General features: G+C 68.6%; 19 protein-coding genes. 8 read left to right on the top strand and 11 right to left on the bottom strand.

Annotated features, from left to right (window positions below; all coding sequences use genetic code 11):
• Positions 1–36 precede the first annotated feature (36 nt).
• The gene (locus Y710_RS01155) at positions 37–1,263 is read left to right on the top strand and encodes an Nramp family divalent metal transporter (protein WP_045537452.1); all 1,227 of its coding nucleotides are present in this window, start codon (positions 37–39) and stop codon (positions 1,261–1,263) included.
• 1,447 nt (positions 1,264–2,710) lie between these two features.
• Here Y710_RS01155 and Y710_RS01150 read toward each other — a convergent pair.
• The 9 genes from Y710_RS01150 to Y710_RS01110 all read right to left on the bottom strand — a co-directional run bounded on the left by Y710_RS01150 (position 2,711) and on the right by Y710_RS01110 (position 9,923).
• Positions 2,711–3,826 carry an acyl-CoA dehydrogenase family protein gene (locus tag Y710_RS01150; RefSeq protein WP_062365992.1) on the bottom strand — a complete coding sequence of 372 codons (1,116 nt, stop codon included), beginning with the start codon at positions 3,824–3,826 and terminating at the stop codon, positions 2,711–2,713.
• On the bottom strand, positions 3,823–4,788 hold the full coding sequence (locus Y710_RS01145; RefSeq protein ID WP_062365990.1) for an acyl-CoA dehydrogenase family protein: 966 nt from the start codon (positions 4,786–4,788) through the stop codon (positions 3,823–3,825). The genes Y710_RS01150 and Y710_RS01145 overlap by 4 nt, the downstream gene beginning before the upstream one ends.
• Before the next feature lie 3 nt (positions 4,789–4,791).
• Positions 4,792–5,994, bottom strand: coding sequence for an acyl-CoA dehydrogenase family protein (locus Y710_RS01140; protein ID WP_006895764.1), 1,203 nt, complete (start codon positions 5,992–5,994; stop codon positions 4,792–4,794).
• Entirely contained in the window at positions 5,994–6,905 is a 912-nt protein-coding gene (locus Y710_RS01135; RefSeq protein ID WP_062365988.1) for an enoyl-CoA hydratase, read from the bottom strand. Before Y710_RS01135 ends, Y710_RS01140 begins: the two co-directional genes overlap by 1 nt.
• Positions 6,906–6,964: 59 nt before the next feature.
• Positions 6,965–7,414, bottom strand: coding sequence for a hypothetical protein (locus Y710_RS01130; RefSeq protein WP_062365986.1), 450 nt, complete (start codon positions 7,412–7,414; stop codon positions 6,965–6,967).
• The gene (locus tag Y710_RS01125) at positions 7,411–8,004 is read right to left on the bottom strand and encodes a helix-turn-helix transcriptional regulator (RefSeq protein WP_062365984.1); all 594 of its coding nucleotides are present in this window, start codon (positions 8,002–8,004) and stop codon (positions 7,411–7,413) included. The genes Y710_RS01130 and Y710_RS01125 overlap by 4 nt, the downstream gene beginning before the upstream one ends.
• A gap of 5 nt (positions 8,005–8,009) precedes the next feature.
• A complete protein-coding gene (gene fdxA, locus Y710_RS01120; protein ID WP_006895755.1) occupies positions 8,010–8,360 on the bottom strand; it encodes a ferredoxin in 351 nt (116 codons plus the stop codon).
• A 4-nt stretch (positions 8,361–8,364) separates the two neighbouring features.
• Complete coding sequence (locus Y710_RS01115) at positions 8,365–8,964, bottom strand: DUF2249 domain-containing protein (RefSeq protein WP_006895753.1); 600 nt, start codon at positions 8,962–8,964, stop codon at positions 8,365–8,367.
• A 77-nt stretch (positions 8,965–9,041) separates the two neighbouring features.
• Positions 9,042–9,923, bottom strand: a complete 882-nt coding sequence (locus Y710_RS01110; protein ID WP_006895751.1) for an IclR family transcriptional regulator — start codon at positions 9,921–9,923, stop codon at positions 9,042–9,044.
• 51 nt (positions 9,924–9,974) lie between these two features.
• On the opposite strand from Y710_RS01110, the gene cysD reads away from it, so the two are divergent.
• Together cysD and cysC are read left to right on the top strand one after the other, a co-directional pair.
• Positions 9,975–10,931, top strand: a complete 957-nt coding sequence (gene cysD / locus Y710_RS01105) for a sulfate adenylyltransferase subunit CysD (RefSeq protein ID WP_062366114.1) — start codon at positions 9,975–9,977, stop codon at positions 10,929–10,931.
• Positions 10,931–12,817 carry an adenylyl-sulfate kinase gene (cysC, locus tag Y710_RS01100; protein WP_045539911.1) on the top strand — a complete coding sequence of 629 codons (1,887 nt, stop codon included), beginning with the start codon at positions 10,931–10,933 and terminating at the stop codon, positions 12,815–12,817. The genes cysD and cysC overlap by 1 nt, the downstream gene beginning before the upstream one ends.
• Positions 12,818–12,840: 23 nt before the next feature.
• Here the strand turns inward: cysC and eccA are convergent, their stop codons facing one another.
• Positions 12,841–14,634, bottom strand: coding sequence for a type VII secretion AAA-ATPase EccA (gene eccA / locus Y710_RS01095; RefSeq protein WP_082781234.1), 1,794 nt, complete (start codon positions 14,632–14,634; stop codon positions 12,841–12,843).
• A 164-nt stretch (positions 14,635–14,798) separates the two neighbouring features.
• On the opposite strand from eccA, the gene purL reads away from it, so the two are divergent.
• The 3 genes from purL (at position 14,799) to Y710_RS01080 (ending at position 19,168) form a co-directional block, all read left to right on the top strand.
• Positions 14,799–17,093, top strand: a complete 2,295-nt coding sequence (purL, locus tag Y710_RS01090; RefSeq protein ID WP_045539527.1) for a phosphoribosylformylglycinamidine synthase subunit PurL — start codon at positions 14,799–14,801, stop codon at positions 17,091–17,093.
• A gap of 75 nt (positions 17,094–17,168) precedes the next feature.
• Complete coding sequence (locus Y710_RS01085) at positions 17,169–18,866, top strand: alpha/beta hydrolase (RefSeq protein WP_051999618.1); 1,698 nt, start codon at positions 17,169–17,171, stop codon at positions 18,864–18,866.
• Positions 18,867–18,919: 53 nt separating this feature from the next.
• The gene (locus Y710_RS01080) at positions 18,920–19,168 is read left to right on the top strand and encodes a TM2 domain-containing protein (protein WP_156479386.1); all 249 of its coding nucleotides are present in this window, start codon (positions 18,920–18,922) and stop codon (positions 19,166–19,168) included.
• Between the two features lie 42 nt (positions 19,169–19,210).
• Here the strand turns inward: Y710_RS01080 and Y710_RS01075 are convergent, their stop codons facing one another.
• The gene (locus Y710_RS01075) at positions 19,211–19,882 is read right to left on the bottom strand and encodes a TetR/AcrR family transcriptional regulator (RefSeq protein ID WP_062365982.1); all 672 of its coding nucleotides are present in this window, start codon (positions 19,880–19,882) and stop codon (positions 19,211–19,213) included.
• 55 nt (positions 19,883–19,937) lie between these two features.
• On the opposite strand from Y710_RS01075, the gene Y710_RS01070 reads away from it, so the two are divergent.
• The gene (locus tag Y710_RS01070) at positions 19,938–21,386 is read left to right on the top strand and encodes a carotenoid oxygenase family protein (protein WP_062365980.1); all 1,449 of its coding nucleotides are present in this window, start codon (positions 19,938–19,940) and stop codon (positions 21,384–21,386) included.
• Between the two features lie 41 nt (positions 21,387–21,427).
• Positions 21,428–22,507 carry an NAD(P)H-dependent amine dehydrogenase family protein gene (locus tag Y710_RS01065; RefSeq protein WP_062365978.1) on the top strand — a complete coding sequence of 360 codons (1,080 nt, stop codon included), beginning with the start codon at positions 21,428–21,430 and terminating at the stop codon, positions 22,505–22,507.
• Positions 22,508–22,514 lie beyond the last annotated feature (7 nt).

Below are 22,514 nucleotides of genomic sequence, written 5' to 3'. Positions count from 1 at the left end.
TTGACCGAATCATTGGTGAACGCCTAGCCTCATTACATGCTTCGCACAAGGGGGTCGGGGACTCGTTTGCGCGCCGTGGGCCTGCTGGGACCGGCGTTCGTCGCGGCGATCGCCTACGTCGATCCCGGCAATGTCGCGGCCAACATCACCGCCGGCGCGAAGTACGGGTATCTCCTCGTCTGGGTACTGGTCGTCGCCAACGTGATGGCGGTGATGGTGCAGTATCAGTCGGCCAAACTCGGGGTGGTGACGGGGAAGACGCTCCCCGAGACGTTGGGGCGGCGCCTGTCGCGGCGGTCGCGTCTGCTGTTCTGGGCCCAGGCCGAACTCGTGGCGGGAGCCACCGACATCGCCGAGGTGATCGGCGGTGCGATCGCCCTCAACCTGCTCTTCGGACTGCCGTTGCCGATCGGCGGAGTGATCGTCGGCCTGGTGTCGATGGCGATCCTCTCGATGGCCGATCGGCGCCGACAGCGGCGATTCGAAACTGCGATCGTGGCGCTGTTGGCCGTGATCGTCTTCGGTTTCCTGGCCGGACTGCTCGTGAATCCGCCCGACGCCGGCGGGATCATCAACGGCATGGTTCCCCGGCTCGACGGCGCCGAGACTGTGCTGCTCGCGGCATCGATGCTGGGGGCGACGGTGATGCCCCACGCGATCTATCTGCATTCGTCCCTGGTGATCGACCGGCATGGTCAGCCGATCGGCGCCGGCCGCACGCGCAGGCTGCTCGCGGTCACGCGGATCGACGTCGTCATCGCGCTCGTGATCGCGGGCACTGTGAACATCGCGCTCCTGGTCCTCGCTGCGTCGAGTCTGTATGGACGCGAGGGCACCGACAGCATCGAGGGGGCGCACGATGCGGTACGCGATGCGCTCGGGCCGGTGGTGGCGGCGGTGTTCGCCGTCGGTCTGCTCGCGTCCGGTATCGCTTCGACGTCGGTCGGCGCGTACGCCGGTGGCGCGATCATGGGAGGGCTGCTCAAGCGGCGGATTCCGATTCTCGTACGCCGCGCGGTGACGCTGATCCCGGCGGTCGTCGTCCTGGCGCTGGGTGTGAATCCGACGATGGCGCTGGTCATCTCGCAGGTGGTGCTCAGCTTCGGGATCCCGTTCGCGATCGTTCCCCTGCGTCGCTACACCGCGGACCGGGCCTTGATGGGCGAGTTCGCCGACGGCCGCCCGTTGCGCTGGGCCTCCGCTGTCGCCGCAGTCGCCATCGTCGTGCTCAACGTGGTGTTGATCGGTCTGACGTTCGCGTAGGTGCGCTGTCTGGGCGGGTCTGCGCGCGGTGGTTGGGGACACTCGCCGTCGTCCCCAGGCCTATGAGTAGGCGTGTGAGCGTAGCGAGCGCGTCGTATCGAGACATGGTGTGTAGCGGGTTGGTTTCGACTCGCTTCGCTCGCTCAACGAGCCTGGGGGCTCGCTCAACCGTCCTGGAGGGGGCGCTCGTCGTCGTTCCGAGGTTTGTCGAGTGGGCGTGTGAGCGTAGCGAGTGCGGCGTGTCGAGACATGGTGTGTGCATTGTGGTTTCGACTCGCTTCGCTCGCTCAACGAGCCTGGGGGCTCGCTCAACCGGCCTGGAGGGGGCGCTCGTCGTCGTTCCGAGGTTCGTCGAGTAGGCGTGTGAGCGTAGCGAGCGCGTCGTATCGAGACATGCTGCGCGCGTTGTGGTTTCGACTCGCTTCGCTCGCTCAACCGGCCTGGAGGGGGCGCTCGCCTTCGTTCCGAGGTTTGTCGAGTAGGCGTGTGAGCGTAGCGAGCGCGTCGTATCGAGACATGGTGTGTAGCGGGTTGGTTTCGACTCGCTTCGCTCGCTCAACGAGCCTGGGGGCTCGCTCAACCGTCCTGGAGGGGGCGCTCGTCGTCGTTCCGAGGTTTGTCGAGTGGGCGTGTGAGCGTAGCGAGTGCGGCGTGTCGAGACATGGTGTGTGCATTGTGGTTTCGACTCGCTTCGCTCGCTCAACGAGCCTGGGGGCTCGCTCAACCGGCCTGGAGGGGGCGCTCGTCGTCGTTCCGAGGTTCGTCGAGTAGGCGTGTGAGCGTAGCGAGCGCGTCGTATCGAGACATGCTGCGCGCGTTGTGGTTTCGACTCGCTTCGCTCGCTCAACCGGCCTGGAGGGGGCGCTCGCCTTCGTTCCGAGGTTTGTCGAGTAGGCGTGTGAGCGTAGCGAGTGCGGCGTATCGAGACATGGTGTGTAGCGGGTTGGTTTCGACTCGCTTCGCTCGCTCAACGAGCCTGGGGGCTCGCTCAACGAGCCTGAGAGGGGCGCTCGCCGTCGTTCCGAGGTTTGTCGAGTAGGTGTGTGAGCGTAGCGAGCGCGTCGTATCGAGACATGGTGTGTGCGGGTTGGTTTCGACTCGCTTCGCTCGCTCAACGAGCCTGGGGGCTCGCTCAACGAGCCTGAGAGGGGCGCTCGCCGTCGTTCCGAGGTTTGTCGAGTAGGTGTGTGAGCGTAGCGAGCGCGTCGTATCGAGACATGGTGTGTGCGGGTTGGTTTCGACTCGCTTCGCTCGCTCAACGAGCCTGGGGGCTCGCTCAACCAGCCTGAGAGGGGCGCTCGCCGTCGTTCCGAGGTTTGTCGAGTGGGCGTGTGAGCGTAGCGAGCGCGTCGTATCGAGACATGCTGTGTGCGGGTTGGTTTCGACTCGCTTCGCTCGCTCAACCAGCCGGGGGAGGGCTCGCTCAACCGGCCTGGGGAGGGCTCGCTCAACCTGCCTGGGAAGGTTCGCTCAGACTCACCCGGGCCAGCGCGTGATGCGGCTGGCCGAACAGCTGAGCGTCGGCCTGGGCACGTTTGAAGAACATGCCGATGTCGTGTTCCCAGGTGATGCCGATGCCGCCGTGCAACTGGACGGCGGAGCCGGTGACCGACATGTAACCCTCCGAGCAGTAGACGTGAGCGGCGGCGGCGAGTTCGGCCGCGTCGTCGCGTCCCTGGACGAGGGCATCGATCGCCGCGGCGGACATCGACCGCATCGCCTCCACCTTCACGTACATGTCGGCCATCGCGTGCTTGAGCGCCTGGAACGAGGCGAGCGCCCGCCCGAACTGCTTGCGCGAGGTGGTGTGCTCCACCGTCAGTTCGAGGGCCCGGGCGGCGCCGCCAACCTGCTCGGCCGACAACATCGCCCAAGCCAGGGTGCGGATACGCTCGGCGACGTCCGGTGGCGACGCGAGGGTCGTAGACGACACCTCGTCGAAACTGACGCGAGCCAGCGGTCGCGTGGGATCGAGCAGCGGCAGCGGGGTGACGGTGACGCCCTCGGCATTCGCGTCCACCTCGTGCAGTGTCTGCGCGGCCCCGGCCTCGCCCGGCCGACCGGCCACCACCAGGAAGACATCGGCCGACTCGCCGTCGATCACGTATTCGGCGGTCCCACTGAGCAGGCCCGCCTCGGCGACCACACCGGGCGTCGACCACCCTGCGGCGTCGGCCCAGCACAGGGCGCCGATGCGTTCGCCCGAAGCCAATCCAGGGAGCAGCCGGGCGGCCGCGTCGTCGTCGCCGGAGGCGAGGACGGCACCCGCGGCCAGAACCGCGGACGAGAACACGGGCACCGGAGCGAGAGCGGCGCCCACCTCCTCGACGGCCAAGGCGGTCTCGGTGAGGGCGGCGCCGGCACCGTCGTACTGCTCGGGGACGGCGAGGGCCGCGACTCCCACCTCGGTGCAGAGTGTCTCCCACACGGCGCGGTCCATGCGGCCCTGCGTGCGGATGGCGGCGCGGACCGAGGCGGAATCGGATCGGCGGCGCAGCACATCGCGGATCGACTCGGCCAAGGCTGCGCGGTCTTCGGCGCTGATGCTCTCGTGAGTGCTCACAGGGTCTCCAGGATCAGGGCGCGGTGCTCGGCGGGAGTGCCCCACGCCGACACGAGCGCACGGGTCTTGGTCAGGTACAGCGAGAGATCGTGCTCGGCGGTGTATCCGATGGCGCCGAGCACCTGCAGACTCCGGCGTGAGGCGAGGTACGCCGCATCCGCCGCGGCGACCTTCGCAGCGGAGACCTCGCGCGCCACATCGGTGTCCGCCGGTGCGTTTCCATCGAGACCCACCGCTGCACCGTGGACCAGGGGCCGGGCCATCTCGATGGCGATGGCGACGTCGGCCAGGTGGTGTTTGACGGCCTGGTACGAGCCGATGGCGCGGTTGAACTGTTTGCGCGCCTTGGCGTATTCCGAAGCGATGTCGAGCATCGCACCGCCCAGCCCGATCAGCTGCGCGGCCGTCGCCAGCGCGCCGAGATGCGCGACCGCCCTCTCGTCCGCGGTCCCGAGCTCGGTTCCGGCCTCGACGTCGGCCACTGTCCGGGTCGGATCGACCGACGGGTGTTCGGCGACGACGGTCCCCGAAGAGAGGGCCCCGTCGCGCAGGACGTAGACGTCCGCGTCGACCGGCGCCGCGGCGCGACCGGCGGTGGCCGACGTCGCGATGGTGGCCGGACGGCCGTTCAGCAGCGCCGCCAGCGCATCGGACGCGCCCGCAGCCGCGAGCGCGCAGGGGACGGCGGCGAAGGTCTCGGCGACCGGGCCGGGCAGCGCGAACCGGCCGATCTGCTCTGCGGCGACCACCATCTCGGTGGCACCGGCACCCGAGCCGCCCAGATCGTCGTCGACGAGCAGACCGGTGATTCCGGCCTCGGCGAGCCGGCCGTAGACGGTGAGGGCGGGGGTGCGGTCGCCCTCCGACCATGCGCGTGCGACCGCTGCTCCGCCTGCCTTCTCGCCGATGGCGGCGACGGTGGACGCCAGGTCGGTGTGGATGTCGTTGAGGAGGAAGTCCATGGTCTATCGGTCTCCGCGGGGCAGGCCGAGGAGTCGCTCGGCGATCACGTTTCGCTGGATCTCGTTGGTGCCGGCGTAAATCGGTCCCGACAGCGAGAAGAGGTAGCCGTCCATCCAGGGGTCGGCGAGTTCGGCGTCGGCGCCCTGCAGGTCGAGTGCGGTCTCGTGGGCGGCGATGTCCCACTGCGACCAGAACACCTTGTTGATCGACGACTCCATGCCGAGCTGTCCGCCTGCCGCCAGCCGGCTGACCGTCTGATACGTCGACAGTTCGTAGGCGCGTGCACCGATCCAGGCGTCGGCGACGCCCTTGTCGGTGGCGGCGGTCGACGGTGCGTCGGCGCCGCGTTCCTTCCACAGTCTCACCAGACGATCGGTGGCAGCGAGGAATCGGCCCGGCGACCGCAACGACAGTCCGCGTTCGTTGGCCGCGGTGCTCATCGCGACCTTCCACCCGTTGTTCACCTGGCCGATGACGCCCGAGTGGGCTGGGTCGTCGGGGTCGTCGGGCACGAAGACGTTCTCCAGGAAGAGTTCGGCGAACCCCGCCTCACCGTCGAGCTGAGCGATCGGGCGCACGGTCACGCCCTCGCTGCGCAGGTCGAACATGAAGTACGTGATGTTCCTGTGCCGGCCCGATTTCGCCCCGCTCGCTTCGCTCCCGGCGGCGGGCGCCTCCGGGTCGGTGCGGAACAATCCGAACCCCCAGTCGGCGAAACTCGACCGGGAGCTCCAGGTCTTCTGCCCGTTCAGCAGCCAGCCGCCGTCGGTGCGGGTGGCGGTGGACCGCAGCGACGCGAGGTCGGACCCGGCCTCCGGCTCACTCCATGCCTGCCCCCAGATGTCGTCCGCACGAGCCATGCGCGGCATGATGCGGGCGAGCTGTTCCGGACTCGCGTGCTCGAAGAGGGTCGGGGCGAGCAGGAAGATGCCGTTCTGACTCACACGGCCAGGCGCCCCCGATCGGTAGTACTCCTCTTCGAAGATCAGCCAGTGCAGCAGCGGCTCGTCGCGTCCGCCGAATTCCTCGGGCCAACTGACCACCGACATCCGGTCGGCCGCCATCTCGGCCTCCCACGCGCGGTGCGCTTCGAAACCTTCGGCGGTGTCCATCGAAGGCAGCGGGTCGGCGGGCACGTGCTCGGCCAGCCAGGCGCGGACCTCGGCGCGGAACTTCTGGGCGGCGTCGTCGAACAGCAGGTCCATCAGGCCTCACCCTTCTGCGCGGCGTCGCGCATGCTGCGCGCGTCCATGCCGCCGAGCGAGTCCCCCGAATCGGCGTCGTTGGCCGCATGCGCGAAGTGATGCCAGCCGAACACCGAGTCCATGGCATTGCGCATCCCCATCTGGTCTTCGCAGATGTTGACGGCCTTCTTGCTCAGGAACAGTCCCTGCATCGGCATCTCGGTCATCTGCGCGCAGAGCTCGTCGACCTTGGCGCTCAGACCCTCGCGCGGAACGACGTGGTTCACCATTCCCCAGTCCAGCGCCTGTGCTGCGGTGAAGCGCTGGCCGGTGAACAGGATCTCCTTGGCGCGCCGCGCCCCGAGGACGTACGCGTGCGCGAAGTACTCGACGCCGGGAATGCCCATCCGGGCAACGGGGTCGGAGAAGAAGGCGTCGTCGGAGGCGACGATGAAGTCGGCCGACCACGCGAGCATCAGGCCTCCGGCGATGCACGCGCCGTGCACCTGAGCGATGACGGGCTTCGGGATCTCCCGCCAGCGGCGGCACATCCCCATGTACACCTCGATCTCGCGGGCCAGTCGCTGGTTGCTGTCGAGCGGCTCGCCGTCGCCGCGCGTGTGATCCCAGTGCAGCGTCGCCACATTGGGATAGAACGTGTCGAAGTCGCGTTCGGGGGTGCCGATGTCGTGGCCCGCGGAGAAGTGCTTTCCGTTGGCGCGCAGCACGATCACCTTGATCTCGGTGTCGTCGACGGCTTTCCGGAACGCCGCGTCCAGCGAGTACGTCATCACCGAGTTCTGCGCGTTGCGGTAATCGGGACGGTTCAGCGTGACATAGGCGACGGCGCCGGCGGTCTCGTATGCGACGGGCGATGTGTCGGTGCCGAGGTCGTCGGGCCCCAACGGGGGAGGGATGACGGCGTTGCTCATACCTACAGACTCTAACCTAGCAAGTGCTTGGTTGGTAGGCCGGGCGCCGGCGCGGGCCGTCAGCGGGAGGCGAGAACCATCCCGATGGGCACGCTCACGATGAGGACCGTCAGGACCGCGAGGTAGGCGTACGCCGCCGGCGCCTTCGACCCCAGAAGGCGCAGGCCGGCCCGCCACGTGGCGGCCAGGACGACGAGCAGCAGGATCGACCCGACGTCGACCACGGCCGGTGTGTCGGTCAGCGAGCCGGCGATCACCAGGGCGTTCGCCGCGATCCACCCCGTCAGCTGTGGTGCGTGGAAGCGCGCGCTCATCGGCTGCGGGGCACGTTGCTGTGCGATGCCGATCGCGATGAGGGCGACGCCGCAGACGAGCACCAGGTAGGCCGCCAGCCAACTGCCCTTCGCCAGATCGAGCGGGCGCGCCACGGCGGCCACCAAGCCGCCGGCGATGACAGCGGCCGACCCCGTCGCAGTGAAGAGGTCGATCTCCACGCTCAACCGGCTCACCGGCGGCCTCCCGCCAGGACCGCCAAGCAGTGGTCGCCGTCGACGAAGGCGTCCAGCCGCTCGAGGCGGAGGTCGGTGTGGTGCCTGCTGAGCACGCCCTGCACGATGCCCCGGTGCACCGAGCAGGTCAGCGCCGGCTGTCGTCGTGCGAGTTCGAGGAACGGGCAGCGGTTCAGGCGGATCCGGTCGCCCGCCGCTTCGGGTGCGAAACCGAGATCGTCGAGTACGGCGAGCAGATCCTCGACCGGTTCGTCGGAACCCGAGCTGCCGGCCGCCCCCCATTCGCGACCGGCGGCCACCGCACGCGCGGGCGCGTCCGGCGTGTCGGCCAGCGTTCGGAGCAGCACCTCGGCCAGGACCCCGTAATTGCGAGGGCCGGACGGGTCCATCGCGGGGCGCGCCCGATAGAGGAGCCGGGGCCGGCCCGGCCCGTCGTGGGCGGCGGTGTCGACGACGATCAGCCCGTCCGCGGTGAGTGCGCGCAGATGAAAGCGGACGGTGGTCTGCGGAATGTCGGTCGCCTCAGCCACTTCGGCGACGGTCATCGGCGCGGCCGCCGCGCGGAGGGTGTCCAGGATCGTGGTGCGCATGGCGGTCAGTGGTCGGTGCCCTGCGGCGGGAGGGAGGCCACCAGCGGTGCGTCGGCCCCGGTGGGCCCGAGCTTCATCGCGCCGCCGGGTGAGCCCAGCGGTGCGTCGCGGCCGGGCAGGGTCTCGACGAAGAAATCCGCGTTGTCGGTGATGTACGGCGTCCATTCGTCGGGGACGTCGTCCTCGTAGAAGATGGCCTCCACCGGGCATACCGGCTCGCAGGCGCCGCAGTCGACGCATTCGTCGGGGTGGATGTAGAGGCTGCGGCCGCCTTCGTAGATGCAGTCGACGGGACATTCCTCCACGCACGCCCGGTCCATCACATCGACGCAGGGGAGCGCGATCACGTAGGCCATGTCGTCACCGCCCGGTGCCGAGCGGCTCGATCGTGAGCGTGGGCTCGCGGTGGGTGTGGACGGTGAGATAGCTGAGTCCGTCGGGACCGGCGGTGAACGATCGCTCCGACCGCCGGGGCAACCAGAGCAGATCGCCCGCGGACACCGCCACATCGCCGGTCTCGGTGCCGACGGTGCCCGACCCCGCGACCACGTGGATCAGGACGTCCACCTCCGCTCCCCGGTGCGTGTCGATACCGCCGCCCGGGGCCAGCCGGATCAGGTTGGAATCGAGCCCGCGGCCGTCGAAGTCGAGTTTCCACGCCACGCCTGCGGCGTCCACCGGTCCATCGGTGAGCTCGGCGGTGTTGCCGAGCAGGCGGGGCGGCGGGGCCGCGGTTGTCTTGCTGATGCGGATGCGGTAGTCGCGCTTCTCGCGCACCAGATAGTCCCAGCCGTATCCGCCGGGCAGTCGCTCGTCGAACTCGTCGTGCAGATGCCGCGGATCGTGGTCGTTGATCAGGATGATCGCCTCGCCGACGTCGAGTGAGTCGAAGATGCCGAAGATCTTGGGGTGGCGCTGGGGCTTGGGGATCTCGCGGACATCCAGGGTGACGTCGGGCATGACCAGTCCTCCTAATAAAAACAATGAAGTCTTGTAAAAAATCTAGCGCGATTCGTGACGTGGGGCAACGCCTGGGTTCAGCGGCGGACGGCGGCGCTCACCGCGTCGGCGGCCGCACGGGTCGCGGCACCGAGCCCTGCGACCTCGTCCGCGGGCATCGTCGAATCGGGGCAGGAGACGATCGCGCCGATCGCGGTTCCGTCGGCGTCGAAGATGGGGGCGCCGACGCTCACCGCACCCACCTCGCCGGTCAATTCCGCGGGCAGGTAATCGATCGCCGACAGTTCCGACACGAGTTCCGACATCCGCGATCGCAACTGGGCGGGCATTTCGTCGAGATTGCCCAGGGTGTCGATGATGGCGCGGTGGTGTCCGGTGATCCGCTCGATCGAATAGCCCCGATCGCGGATCGCGTCGAGGACGGCGGCGAGGCGGGCGCGCTGGTCCGCGGACGCCTCGGCCAGCCAGTCGGTGCGCTCGGGCTCGTCCGACCATGCGATGAACTCGCGGCACAGCGGCGGTCGGAGGTGGACGCGGCGCAACGGCGGCACCCAGGAATCGGGAGCGGTCTGCGGGACGACCTGATCGGCCACGGTCACCAGATCGCCGGTGCGGCGCGCGAGGAACGCCGGCACTCCGGTCTCTTCGACGAGGGTCTGCATCGCGGGGATCGCGCTCGCCGCCACCAGGTCCAGACGTGCGGCGCGCCGGGACACGGTGAGGAACTCGGGGCCGAGTGAGAAGGAGTTGTCCCGCCGCCTGGACAGCCAGCCGAGTTCGCACAGCTGAGTGGCGATCGCGTGTGCGGTCCCGCGGGGGATGCCGGTCACTCGCACGACCTCTGCGAGCGTGAGGGAATCGCCCGCGCGCTCGACGAGGAGCGACATCACGTCCACCACGCGGCGCGTCGGCGGGGACGATTGACGCTCGGGGCGTCCGTCACCTACCGTTGCTGTCATATTGCCAACACTAAGTGTCGAATATTCGACAAGTCAAGGAAAGTGGCGTCGATGATCACATCGCCCGACGGGACCCGTCCGGCCGCCCCGGCCGGAACCGGCCGACGGTACGAGCTGACGACTCTCGAGGAACTGGAGGCCGAGTCCGTCCACATCTTCCGCGAAGTGGGCGCCACCTTCGAGCGCCCCGCCATGCTCTTCTCCGGGGGCAAGGACTCGGTGGTGATGTTCCATCTGGCGCGCACGGCGTTCTGGCCGGCGCCGGTCCCCTTTCCGCTCATGCACGTCGACACCGGACACAACTTCGACGAAGTGATCGAGTACCGCGACCGGGTGGTCGAGCAGACCGGGGTGTCGCTGATCGTCAGCAGCGTGCAGGACGACATCGACGCCGGCCGGGTGGTCGAGCAGACCGGGCCGGGCACGTCGCGCAATCGGCTGCAGACAGCGGCGCTGCTGAGGGGGATCGCGGAGCATCGGTTCGACGCGGTGTTCGGCGGTGCGCGACGTGACGAGGAGAAGGCACGCGCCAAGGAACGGTTCTTCAGTTTCCGCGACTCGTTCGGAGCGTGGGACCCGCGCAACCAGCGGCCCGAACTGTGGAACCTGTACAACGGCCACTGCGCGCGGGGTGAGCACATCCGGGTGTTCCCGTTGAGCAACTGGACCGAGCTCGACATCTGGAACTACATCGCCCAGGAGGGCATCGAACTCCCGTCGATCTACTACGCGCACGAGCGTGAGGTGGTGCCCCGTGACGGCATGCTCCTGGCGAAGACGCGCTTCCTGGAGACCTATCCGGGTGAGACCGCACACGTCGAGCGCGTTCGTTTCCGCACGGTCGGCGATGCCACCTGCACCGGTTGTGTCCAAAGCGAGGCTGACACCCCGGAGAAGGTGATCGCCGAAGTCGCCGCCACTCGGGTCACCGAGCGGGGCGCCACGCGAGCCGACGACCGGATCTCCGAAGCCGGCATGGAAGACCGCAAGAAAGAGGGCTACTTCTGATGCGCACCGACAACCGTGCGGCCGGCCCGGCCGACACCGAGGTGATCGCTCCGGCGGAACTGCTCAGGATCGCCACCGCGGGCAGCGTGGACGACGGTAAGTCGACTCTGATCGGCCGGCTCCTCTACGACTCGAAGTCGATCCTCACCGACCAGCTCGAAGCGATCGAGCGCACCAGCGCCCAGCGCGGAGACGAGTACGCCGATCTGGCGCTGCTCACCGACGGGCTGCGCGCCGAGCGCGAGCAGGGGATCACCATCGACGTGGCGTACCGCTACTTCGCGACGCAGAACCGGAAGTTCATCATCGCGGATTCGCCGGGACACGTGCAGTACACCCGCAACATGGTCACCGGCGCGTCCACCGCCGACCTCGCGATCATCCTGATCGACGCTCGCAAGGGCGTGCTCGAGCAGACTCGCCGCCATGCCTTCCTATCGTCGCTCCTGGGGATCCCGCACTTGACGGTCTGCGTCAACAAGATGGATCTCGTCGACTACTCGCAGGAGCGGTTCGAGGAGATCTGCGACGAAGTGGTCGCGTTCGCGGCCAAGCTCAACGTCGGCGACATGAGTTTCATCCCGATCTCGGCTCTGCGCGGTGACAATGTCGTCGACCGGTCCGAGGCGATGCCCTGGTACACCGGCCGACCGCTGCTCAGCCATCTGGAGAACGTGTACATCGCCTCCGACCGCAACCTGCGCGACGCGCGGTTCCCGGTGCAGTATGTGATCCGACCGCAGCGCAGCGACGGCCTCGACCACCGCGCCTTCGCCGGCACCGTCGCCGGAGGGACGTTCGCGGTGGGCGACAAGGTCGTCGCGCTGCCCGGCGGATTCGGGACCACGGTGAAGCAGATCTGGGGACCCGGCGGCGTTGAACTCCAGGAGGCGTTCGCCTCCCAGGCGGTCTCGATCGCGTTGGACGACGAGATCGACATCGTGCGTGGCGACATGCTGGTGCGGCCCAACAATCGCCCGCACGTGGGACGTGAACTGGACGCGATGGTCTGCTGGTTCTCCGAGAGTACCGCTCTCGCTCCAGGCAACACCTATGTGATGCTCTGCGGAACCCGGGAGACGCGCGTGCGCGTGCAGGGACTCAACTACCGGCTCGACGTCAACACTCTTCATCGGGACGAGGACGCGACGGCCCTCACGCTCAACGAGATCGGCCGGCTGTCGTTGCACGCGCAGCATCCGGTGATGTTCGACGAGTACCGCCGCAACCGCGCCACCGGCAGTTTCATCCTGATCGACGAGACCACCAACGCGACAGTGGCCGCGGGCATGATCAGCGCACCGCTCGCGCACGACAGCCACGTGGTGTGGCAGTCGAGCAAGGTGACGCGCGCAGGACGGTCGCATCGCGGCGCGACCGTATGGCTCACCGGCCTCTCGGGGTCCGGTAAATCGACCATCGCCACCGAGTTGGAGCGGCGGATCGTCGCCGAAGGCAGGCCCGCCTACCTGCTCGACGGCGACAATCTGCGTCACGGGCTCAACGGCGATCTCGGCTTCAGCGACGACGACCGGCGCGAGAACATCCGCCGGACCGCGGAGGTCGCGTCGCTGTTCGCCGATTCCGGAGCGATCGCGTTGGTGTCGCTGATCAGCCCGTTCGCCGCAGAGCGGCAGCGGGCCAGGGAGATTCACGAAGCGGCTGATCTGCCGTTCTATGAGATCTTCGTCGACACTCCGCTCGACGACTGCGAGGCACGTGACCCGAAAGGCCTCTACGCGAAAGCCCGGGCCGGCGAGATCACCCAGTTCACCGGCATCGACTCTCCGTACGAAGTGCCCGAGAGCCCGGACCTGGTGGTGCGCCCGGGCGATGGGTCACCGAAGCAGATCGCCGACCGGATCATGCGCGACTTGGGGCTGTAGACGGCTGTTCGTCGGCTGAAAGGCTACGCGAATCGGTCATCCGGGTCGTCGTCGGTGGGGGCGACCCGGATATCGTTGAACTGGGCCAGTGCGGCGCGCATGTCGGCGCCGGTCACGGTCATCAGATCCGATTCGGTCAGCATCGCGAGCTCGGCGGTCCGGGCGAGCCGCAGCTCGCGTTCCTCCTCGGCGGCTTCGACTACGTTGCGCACGAAACGGGCGTTGCCCGCGGTATCCGATGCGCGGCGGCCCTCACGGATCAGGCCGTAGAGGTCGGCGAACTCTGTTTCGAGCATCGCCGTCGCCTCCGCCGACAGCCGGGCGTCCCGGTGCTGAGCGATCGATTCGGCGATCCGGATCAGCTCACCCGGTGTGTACGAGCTGAATCGGATCCGGCGGGCGAAGCGGGACGCCAGACCCTCGTTCGCGGCCAGGAGTCGGTCGATGTCGTCGTCGTAGCCTGCGATGATCACGACCAGGCGGTCCCGGTCGTTCTCCATGCGAGCGAGCAGCGTGTCGACGGCTTCGCGGCCGAAGGCGTCGCCGCCGGCGAGCCCCTCCTGAACGAGGGTGTACGCCTCGTCGATGAACAGCACACCGTCGAGGGCGGAGTCCACGACCGCTGACGTCTTCGGTGCCGTGGCGCCCAGGTGCTGTCCGACGAGGTCTTTTCGACTGACTTCGACGACCGTGTCCGTCGACAGCAGACCGAGCGCACGGTACAGCCGCGCGACCAGACGAGCGATCGTGGTCTTACCGGTCCCAGGCGGTCCGGTGAAGGCGAGGTGCAGACTGCGCGACTGTGTGCGCAGTCCCTTCTCCGATCGCAACTGTGCGAGGGTGACCGCCGCGCGCAGCCGCTCGACTTGTTCTTTGACCGGCGCCAGCCCGATCTGAGCGGCGAGTTCCTCGGACACCTCCCGCAGGGCGAGTTCGTCGACGCCGCGCCCCCGTTCGGCGCGAGGGCCGCCGGCGGGTTCGACCGCGCGATCGACCGTCAGCTGCAGCGACGGATCGGCGAGCGCGCGGGCGGCGTCGGTGAGCCGTGAGTCCAGGGCGTAGGCCTCTTCGAACGCAGACCGGGCAGCGGACTCGTCGCCCTGTGCGCGCAGGGCCAGCCCCATCGTGAAGAGGGCCTGCGGCCGGCAATTGGTGAGCACCGAGTCCCCGGCGCTCGACAGTCTGCGCAGCCCCTCCTCGAACAGGCCCAACTGCACACAGGCCGTTCCGATCATGAAGTCGGCTGCGGCGCAGAGATACTCGTCGTTCCACGTGCTTGAGACGGAGAGTGTCCGCAGGACATCGCGCCAACGGCGCTTGCGTAGCTCGACAATGCCGCGGCAGAAGTCGGCGGTCGAGCCGGCGTGCTCGATCTCGGCCAGTACGCCCTCGGCGCCGGCCACGTCTCCGCCGGCCAGCAGGGACGCCGCATATGCCGCGGCGGCGTCCGCCGGTCCGGTGATCGGCAGGTCGATGAACATCCCGCTCGGCAGATGCCCGGCCAGCACACCGGTCGGAAGTCCCAAGCGGCGTTGCTCGGCGCCGATCGAATCGCGCGCTCGGTACAGCCCCAGCAGCACCGGACCCGATCGATCGCCGACGGCGACCCGTCCCAGCCAGGCGTCGCCGAGTGCGCCGTCGAGCTCGGTGGCGCGGGTGAAGGCCGCCTCGGCTCGTTTCGGATCGGGCGGCCCGCCGCCGGTCAGGAATCCGGCAGCCGTGAGCCCGGCGATGAAGTACTCGCGGGCAGGCGACTTGCCGTCTGCCGCTCCGCGCGTGGATAGAGCGCGCGTGGATAGAATCTGCTCCTCGGCCATGTGGTCCCCCCGAACCTGGTGTGCGCAAACTGTATCCATACCCTCCGACAAGCGGGGCCGGACCGCGCGAACTCCCAGCAGAGGGCACCCGCGCGTCGCATCCCGGTGGTGCTCGCGCACCCCGGCCGGAGGCGTGGCCGTCCACCCACGTGACCTCGCATAGAATGGTCGCCGTGAGCGCCCAGGTCGATACCGTTTCCCACGCCGCTGATACCCCCGATCAGCCGCAGCCCTATGCCGAGCTCGGTCTCAAGGACGACGAATACGCCCGGATCCGGGAGATCCTCGGCCGCCGTCCCACCGACGCCGAACTCGCCATGTACTCGGTGATGTGGTCTGAACACTGCAGCTACAAGTCGTCGAAGGTGCACCTGCGCTACTTCGGCGAGACGACCACCGAGGAGATGCGGGCGGGAATGCTCGCCGGCATCGGCGAGAACGCGGGCGTGGTCGATGTCGGCGACGGATGGGCCGTCACGTTCAAGGTCGAGTCGCACAACCACCCGAGCTACGTCGAGCCCTACCAGGGCGCGGCGACCGGCGTCGGCGGCATCGTCCGCGACATCATGGCGATGGGCGCGCGGCCGATCGCGGTCATGGACCAGCTCCGATTCGGTGCGGCCGATGCGCCCGACACCCGGCGCGTGGTCGACGGCGTGGTCCGCGGCATCGGCGGCTACGGCAACTCCCTCGGCCTGCCCAACATCGGCGGCGAGACGGTGTTCGACCCCAGCTACCAGGGCAATCCGCTGGTGAACGCGCTGTGCGCCGGCGTGCTGCGCGTGGAGGACCTGCATCTGGCATTCGCATCGGGCACGGGCAACAAGATCATCCTGTTCGGCGCCCGCACCGGACTCGACGGTATCGGCGGCGTCTCGGTCCTGGCGTCGGAGACCTTTGACGACGACGGCGGCAACGGCCCGAGCCGCAAGAAGCTGCCGAGCGTGCAGGTCGGCGACCCGTTCACCGAGAAGGTGCTGATCGAGTGCTGCCTGGACCTGTACAAGGCAGGTCTCGTCGTCGGCATCCAGGACCTGGGCGGTGCCGGACTCTCCTGTGCCACCAGCGAATTGGCAGCGGCAGGCGACGGCGGCATGCACATCGAGCTCGAGAAGGTGCCGATGCGAGCCGAGGGCATGACCCCGGCGGAGGTGCTCTCGTCGGAGTCGCAGGAGCGCATGTGCGCGGTCGTGACCCCGGAGAACGTCGACGCCTTCATGGAGGTGTGCCGCAAATGGGACGTCCTCGCCACGGTGATCGGCGAGGTCACCGACGGCGAGCACCTGGAGGTGACGTGGCACGGTGAGACCGTGGTCGACGTGCCGCCGCGCACCGTCGCCCACGAGGGACCGGTGTACGAACGACCCGTCGCACGCCCCGACTGGCAGGACGACGTGGTCGCCTCGACCACCGAGGGTCTGGCGCGCCCGCAGACCTCCGACGAACTGCGCGCCACGTTCCTCAAGTTGCTCGCGAGCCCGGCGCTGTGCAGCCGAAAGTTCATCACCGAGCAGTACGACCGCTACGTGCGCGGCAACACCGTCCTGGCCGAGCACGCGGACTCGGGCATGATCCGGATCGACGAGGAGACCGGTCGCGGCATCGCGATCGCCACCGACACGTCGGGTCGCTACACCTATCTCGATCCCTACGCCGGCGCCCAGCTGGCACTGGCCGAGGCCTACCGCAACGTGGTGGTCTCCGGTGCCGGCCCGCGCGCCGTCACCAACTGTCTCAACTTCGGTTCTCCCGAGGACCCCGCCGTGATGTGGCAGTTCAGCCAGGCCGTTCGCGGTCTCGCAGACGGCTGTGCGCAACTCGGCATCCCAGTGACCGGAGGCAACGTCAGCTTCTACAACCAGACCGGTTCCACCGCGATCCTCCCGACACCGGTCGTCGGCGTGCTCGGTGTGATCGACGACGTCCGCCGGCGCATCCCGACCGACATCGGCACCGAGCCGGGCGAGACGTTGATCCTGCTCGGCGACACCCGTGACGAGTTCGACGGCTCGATCTGGGCACAGGTGGAGCACGATCATCTCGGCGGCGTGCCGCCGAAGGTCGACCTCGAACGCGAGCGTCTGCTCGGCGAGATCCTGGTCGCCGCATCGCGTGACGGTCTTGTCTCCGCAGCGCACGACGTCTCCGAGGGCGGTCTGATCCAGACCGTCGCCGAAGCCGCACTGGCGGGCGAGACCGGCTGCCGCATTCTGCTGCCCGAGGGCGCCGACCCGTTCGTGACGCTGTTCTCGGAATCGGCGGGGCGCGTCCTGGTGGCCGTGCCGCGCACCGAGGAGTCGAGGTTCTGCGCGATGCTCGACGCCCGGCAGATGCCGTGGACGCGCATCGGTGTCGTGGATCAGGGCAGCGACGCGCTGGAGGTCCAGGATCACTTCGAGGTCAAGCTCGACGAACTGCGCGAGGTGCACGAGGGAACGCTGCCCCGGTTGTTCGGGTAGCCGTTGGGTCACGGTGAGCGACTGACGAAGGCGGCGCCGCGGAGAACTCCGCGCGCCGCCGTTCGTCATTCGTCGATGTGGTTCGGATCGGCGGTGACCCGGACGATGCGGGTACTGCGCATCGACGCGCCGGGGCTGGCGATCGGGACCGTCTTCTACATCTGGTCGCTGACGCCCTCGCTGCTTCCTCGGCTCTGGGCGTTTCAGGGTCTCATCGGCGGCATCGCCGCGGCGACCGGCTACGCGGTCGGCTCGCTGCTGGCCTTCGCGATCGGGCGGCTGGTTCTCTCACGCGTCGCCTGGTGGCCGCCGCCGGCCCGCGTTCGTCGCGTTTTGCGCATCGGCGTCCCCATCCTGTGCGCGGTGGCCTCGACGGTCGCTCTGTACTACGGCGTGCGGTCGCAGGCCCAGCTCGCCGACCTGATGGGAACCGACCCTCCGTCGTACCTCGGCTATCTGCGGGCGATGGCGTTGAGCCTGGTGATCGCGGTCGCGATCGTCGCGGTGTTCCGGGTGCTTCGGGACGTCGGCCGGTGGCTGGCGCGCACCATCAACCGGATCTTCCGCATCCCGCGGCGGGTGGCGGGGGTGATCTCGCTCATCGTGATGCTGGTCGTGACGTACACGCTGATCGACGGCGTCGCGCTGCGCGGCAGTTACGCGGCGATGAACGCCGTCTTCAGCGCCACCAACGACACCACGCGCGACGGCGCGGTGCAGCCCTCCCTGGCCGAGAAGTCGGGGAGCCCGCAGTCCGCGGCACGGTGGGAGACCCTCGGATTCGAGGGCCGGAACTTCGTCTCCGGAGGCATTCGAGCGGCCGAACTGGCCAAGTACAACGGCCGGCCCGCGAAGGAGCCGATCCGCGTCTACGCCGGTCTGGAGTCGGCGGACGGCCCGGACGCGCAGATGAAGCTGGTAGTCGACGAATTGGAGCGGACCGGCGCCTTCGATCGTCAGACGCTCGTGATCATTCCGACCACCGGCACCGGCTGGGTCAATCCGACCGCCGCGCAGACTTTCGAACTCGTCGCGAACGGCGACAGTGCGTTGGTCGCGGCACAGTACTCGTACCTGCCGAGCTGGGTCTCGTTCCTCGCCGACCGCGAGAAAGCCGCGGAGGCCGGACGCCGCCTGGTGACGGCGGTGCACGACAGGTGGCTGACCAAGCCGCCCGGTCACCGGCCGAAACTGTTCGTCTACGGCGAGAGCCTCGGCACGCAGGCGGGTGAGGGGGCGTTCGACGATCTGAATGCGATCCGCTCGACGGTCGACGGTGTTCTGTGGGTCGGGCCGCCCGACTCGAATCCGTTGTGGCGCGCGCTCGTCGACCGTCGTGACCCGGGCACCCCGGAGGCGGAGCCGACTTACGCGAACGGGCTGGTGGTCCGCTTCGCCAACGACGCGGCGGCCATCGGCCGCAATCCGGATCCCTGGCTCGCGCCGCGGGTGCTGTACATCCAGCACCCGTCCGATCCCGTGGTCTGGTGGTCGCCCGAGTTGCTCTACCAGAAGCCGGACTGGCTTTCCGAGCCCGCCGCCGGCGACCGCAGTCCCGCGATGCGGTGGTACCCGATTGTCACGTTCTGGCAGGTCAGCGCGGACCTGGGCAATGCGGCCGGAGTACCCGACGGACACGGACACAACTACGGCACCGTCATCCTCGACGGTTGGATCGCAGTGACCCAGCCCGCGGGCTGGACCGATGCGGACACCGCGCGGGTGCGGTCCGCGCTGCTCGATCTGCGAGGCCACGACGGTCCGGAGAAGTGAAGGCGGACAGGCGAGTCGGGCGATTACGGCAGTAGGTCGTTCGGTCGACACGGTTGTGTTGTGGTCGTACCGCCGGGCTGCTGCAGTTGTTCTTGGGCGGGTTCGGCATCGGACGCTGGTACATCGGCACCCACGGCGTCGCCGCGGGACAACTCGTGCTGTGGTTCCTGGCGTTTGTGACGTCATTCATCTTCGGTATCGGACTGGTGCTCTTCGTCGGTCTCGGAATCTGGGTGTTGGTCGACGCGATCATGATCTTCACCGGGTCCGTTCGCGACGGCGACGGGCGAGTGCTCCGATAGCGGAAGCCCCATTTCGGCGCGCAGCCGCCGTTCCTTCCGCGGTCAGCCGTCGGCCATCCGCGCCATCGCGGCGTCCAACGCCCGCTCGGCCTCTTCCCGCGGCGTCCCGCCACCCACGGCGAGCGAGATCAGCGCGCCTCGGGCGACGAGATCGTGCGCGCCGGTCAGGTGCCCGGCGATCGACAACATCGCGAGGCCGTGCACGGTGCTCCAGGCGACGCCGGATCGGATGAGAAGCGCGGCGTCGTCGGTCTCCGGGGTCGCGACCCGCCGGATCGTCTCGGCCATCACCCCGAATGCCGCGCGCCCCATCGGGGAGTCGGTCGGATTCCCGTGCTGCAGCAGCGCCTTCCGTTGCGAGGCCGCCCACTCGGGCGAGGAGTACTGGAACATCAGGGTGTAGAGCAGCGGATGGTCGGTGGCGAACTGCAAATAGGCCAGACCTTGGCACATCAGGTCGGTCAGCGGTTCGTCGGTGCGGCCGGCGGCCGAGAGCGCATCGCCGAACTCCGCGAATCCGCGCTCGCAGACCTCGGCGGCGACGGCCCCGATGCTGCCGAACCGCGAGTACACGGCCATCGTCGAGGTGCCTGCCTCCTGGGCGAGTCTGCGCACGGTCAAGGCTTCGACACCCTGTTCTGTCACCAGTCGGTAGGCGGCCGCGGACAGAGTCTCGCGCACGGGATCGGGACGTGCCTCTTCACTATTGCTCATAACAGCGTTATTATCGCCGTATAACAATGTTATAGGCAACCTGGAGGTGACGGGAATGACCACGAACCGATTTCTCGACGGCGAGTACGCACCGGTCCGCGCCGAGCTGACCGAGCACGCGCTCCCGGTGACGGGAACGCTGCCGGACTGGCTCGACGGCCGGTACCTGCGCAACGGTCCCAACCCGATCGCGGACGTCGACCCCGACACGTACAACTGGTTCACCGGTGACGGAATGGTGCACGGCGTCCGGCTCAGCGGCGGCGACGCTCTCTGGTACCGGAACCGCTGGGTCGATTCGCCCGCCACCGAACGCAGACTGAACAGGCCCGCACCCGACTCGGCCAGCCGGGCCTTTCTGCACGGCCTCGGCGCGAACACCAACGTGATCGGGTTTCAGGGGCACACCCTGGCGCTCGTGGAGGCGGGGCTGCCGTGCGCGGAACTGTCCGAAGAACTCGACACTCTCGGTGTCTGGGACTTCGACGGCACGGTCCGCAGCGGCTACACCGCGCACCCGCTCGAAGATCCGGCGACCGGAGAGCTGCATTCGGTCAGCTATCACTTCGGGCTCGGGAACAAGGTCCGATACTCGGTGATCGGGGTCGACGGTCGCGAACGCCGCCGCGTCGACATCACCGTCGGCGGCAGCCCGATGATGCACGCGTTCTCGTTGACCGAGTCGACGGTGGTGATCTACGACCTTCCGGTCACCTTCGACGTGGAGACGGCGGCCTCGTCCGCCGTTCCGCGCAGGCTCCGGCCGATCGCCGAACTCGCGATGTCGGCAGTCGTGGGGCGAGTGCCGATGCCCCACCTGCTGTCGGAGCGTCTGCCGCGGAATCGGGCAGGGTCTCTGCCGTACAGCTGGGACCCCGACTACCGACCTCGGGTAGGGCTGATGCCGCGCGAGGGCGGCGACGCCGACGTCGTCTGGATCGACGTCGACCCGTGCTTCGTGTATCACCCCATGAACGCGCACGAGGAGAACGGTGCCGTGGTGATCGACCTCGCGGTGCACGACCGCACCTTCGATCGGGACCGCACCGGGCCCACCGACGGCGGGCACCGCATGGAGCGGTGGACCCTCGACCCGCTGCGCCGGACCTGCCGTCGGGAGCAGCTGTGGGACGCCGCCGTCGAGTTCCCCCGAGTGGACGACCGCTTCGTGGGCCGGGCCCACGACTGCGGGTGGGTCGTCGGAGACGAGGGCGGCGGGCTCTTCGGTTCGCTGGTGGCCCGGATGGGCGGCAGGCTCGGCGGGCCCGTCGTGCGCAGGTTCGGCGACGGCGTGTTCGCCGGCGAATTCACCTTCGTGCCTCGGAGTTCCGACGCCGCACAGGGCGACGGTGCCGTCATCGGACTGGTGACCGACATGGCGAACGAATCGACACGGCTCGCCGTCCTCGACGCGCAGACACTCGAGGACATCGCGTACGTGGACCTGCCGCAACGCGTGCCCGCGGGCTTCCACGGGAACTGGCTGCCCACCGCGTCTTCCTGAACGGGGTCCGCGCGGCCGGGCCGCCGCCTACCCTGGCGCGCATGGCATTGCGAGTCGTGGAATGGTCGACCGGAACCGTGGGCAGGCACGCGATCGCCGGCATCGACGCGCATCCGGACCTGGAACTGGTAGGTGTGTGGGTGTCGGACCCGGCCAAGGTCGGAGTGGACGCCGGGCGGCTGGCCGGTCTCGACCGCGACCTCGGAATCGTCGCGACCTCGGATCGGGACGCGCTGCTGGCGCTGCGTCCCGATGCGGTCGTCCATACGGCGATGACCGACGATCGGGTGGCCGAGGCGATCGCCGACCTCACCGCTTTCGTAGCCGCCGGAATCAACGTCGTCTCCTCCGGGCCGGTGATCCTGCAGTACCCGTACGGTGTCCTGCCCGATGCGATGGTGCAGTCGGTGGTCGACGCCGCCCGGACCGGCGGCGCGAGCCTGCACGTCAACGGCATCGATCCCGGATTCGCGAACGACGTCCTGCCGCTGTCACTCACCAGTCTGTCGCAGGAGATCGACGAAGTCCGATGCCTGGAGATCGCCGACTACTCCACGTACCGGCAGCCGGTGGTGATGGGGGAGTTGTTCGGCTTCGGCAAGCCGATGGATGATCAGCCGATGCTGTTGACGCCCGGAGTGCTGTCCCTCGGCTGGGGCAGCGTGGTCCGGCAGATCGCCGCGGGCCTGGGACTGACGCTCGACGAGCCGCTCGTCGAACGCCATGAGCGGATCGCCGCCGACCGGGACTACGAGACGGTGTCGGTGCCGATTCCGGCGGGCACGATGGCCGCCCTGCACTTCGAGGTGATCGGTCAGGTGGACGGCGTCGACCGAGTCGTCCTCGAGCACTACACGCGCACGCATCCCGAACAGTGTCCGGACTGGCCGCGTCCGGCCGACGGCGACGGCTGCTACCGCATCGTGGTGAGCGGCGAGCCGGAGATGAGGGTGGAAGTCGCGCATCACGCGCGCCACGGCGACCACAACGTCTCCGGCATGATCGTGACCGCCATGCGGTTGGTGAACTCGGTACCCGCCGTGGTGGCCGCCGAGCCGGGGCTCGTCACGGCGCTCGACATGCCGCTGGTGACCGGACGAGGGCTGGTGAGCCGGGGCTGAGCGGGCG

Origin of the sequence: Gordonia sp. QH-12, from assembly GCF_001578675.1 — a bacterium.
GTDB lineage: Bacteria > Actinomycetota > Actinomycetes > Mycobacteriales > Mycobacteriaceae > Gordonia > Gordonia sihwensis.
This window is presented reverse-complemented; position numbering and strand designations above follow the sequence as displayed.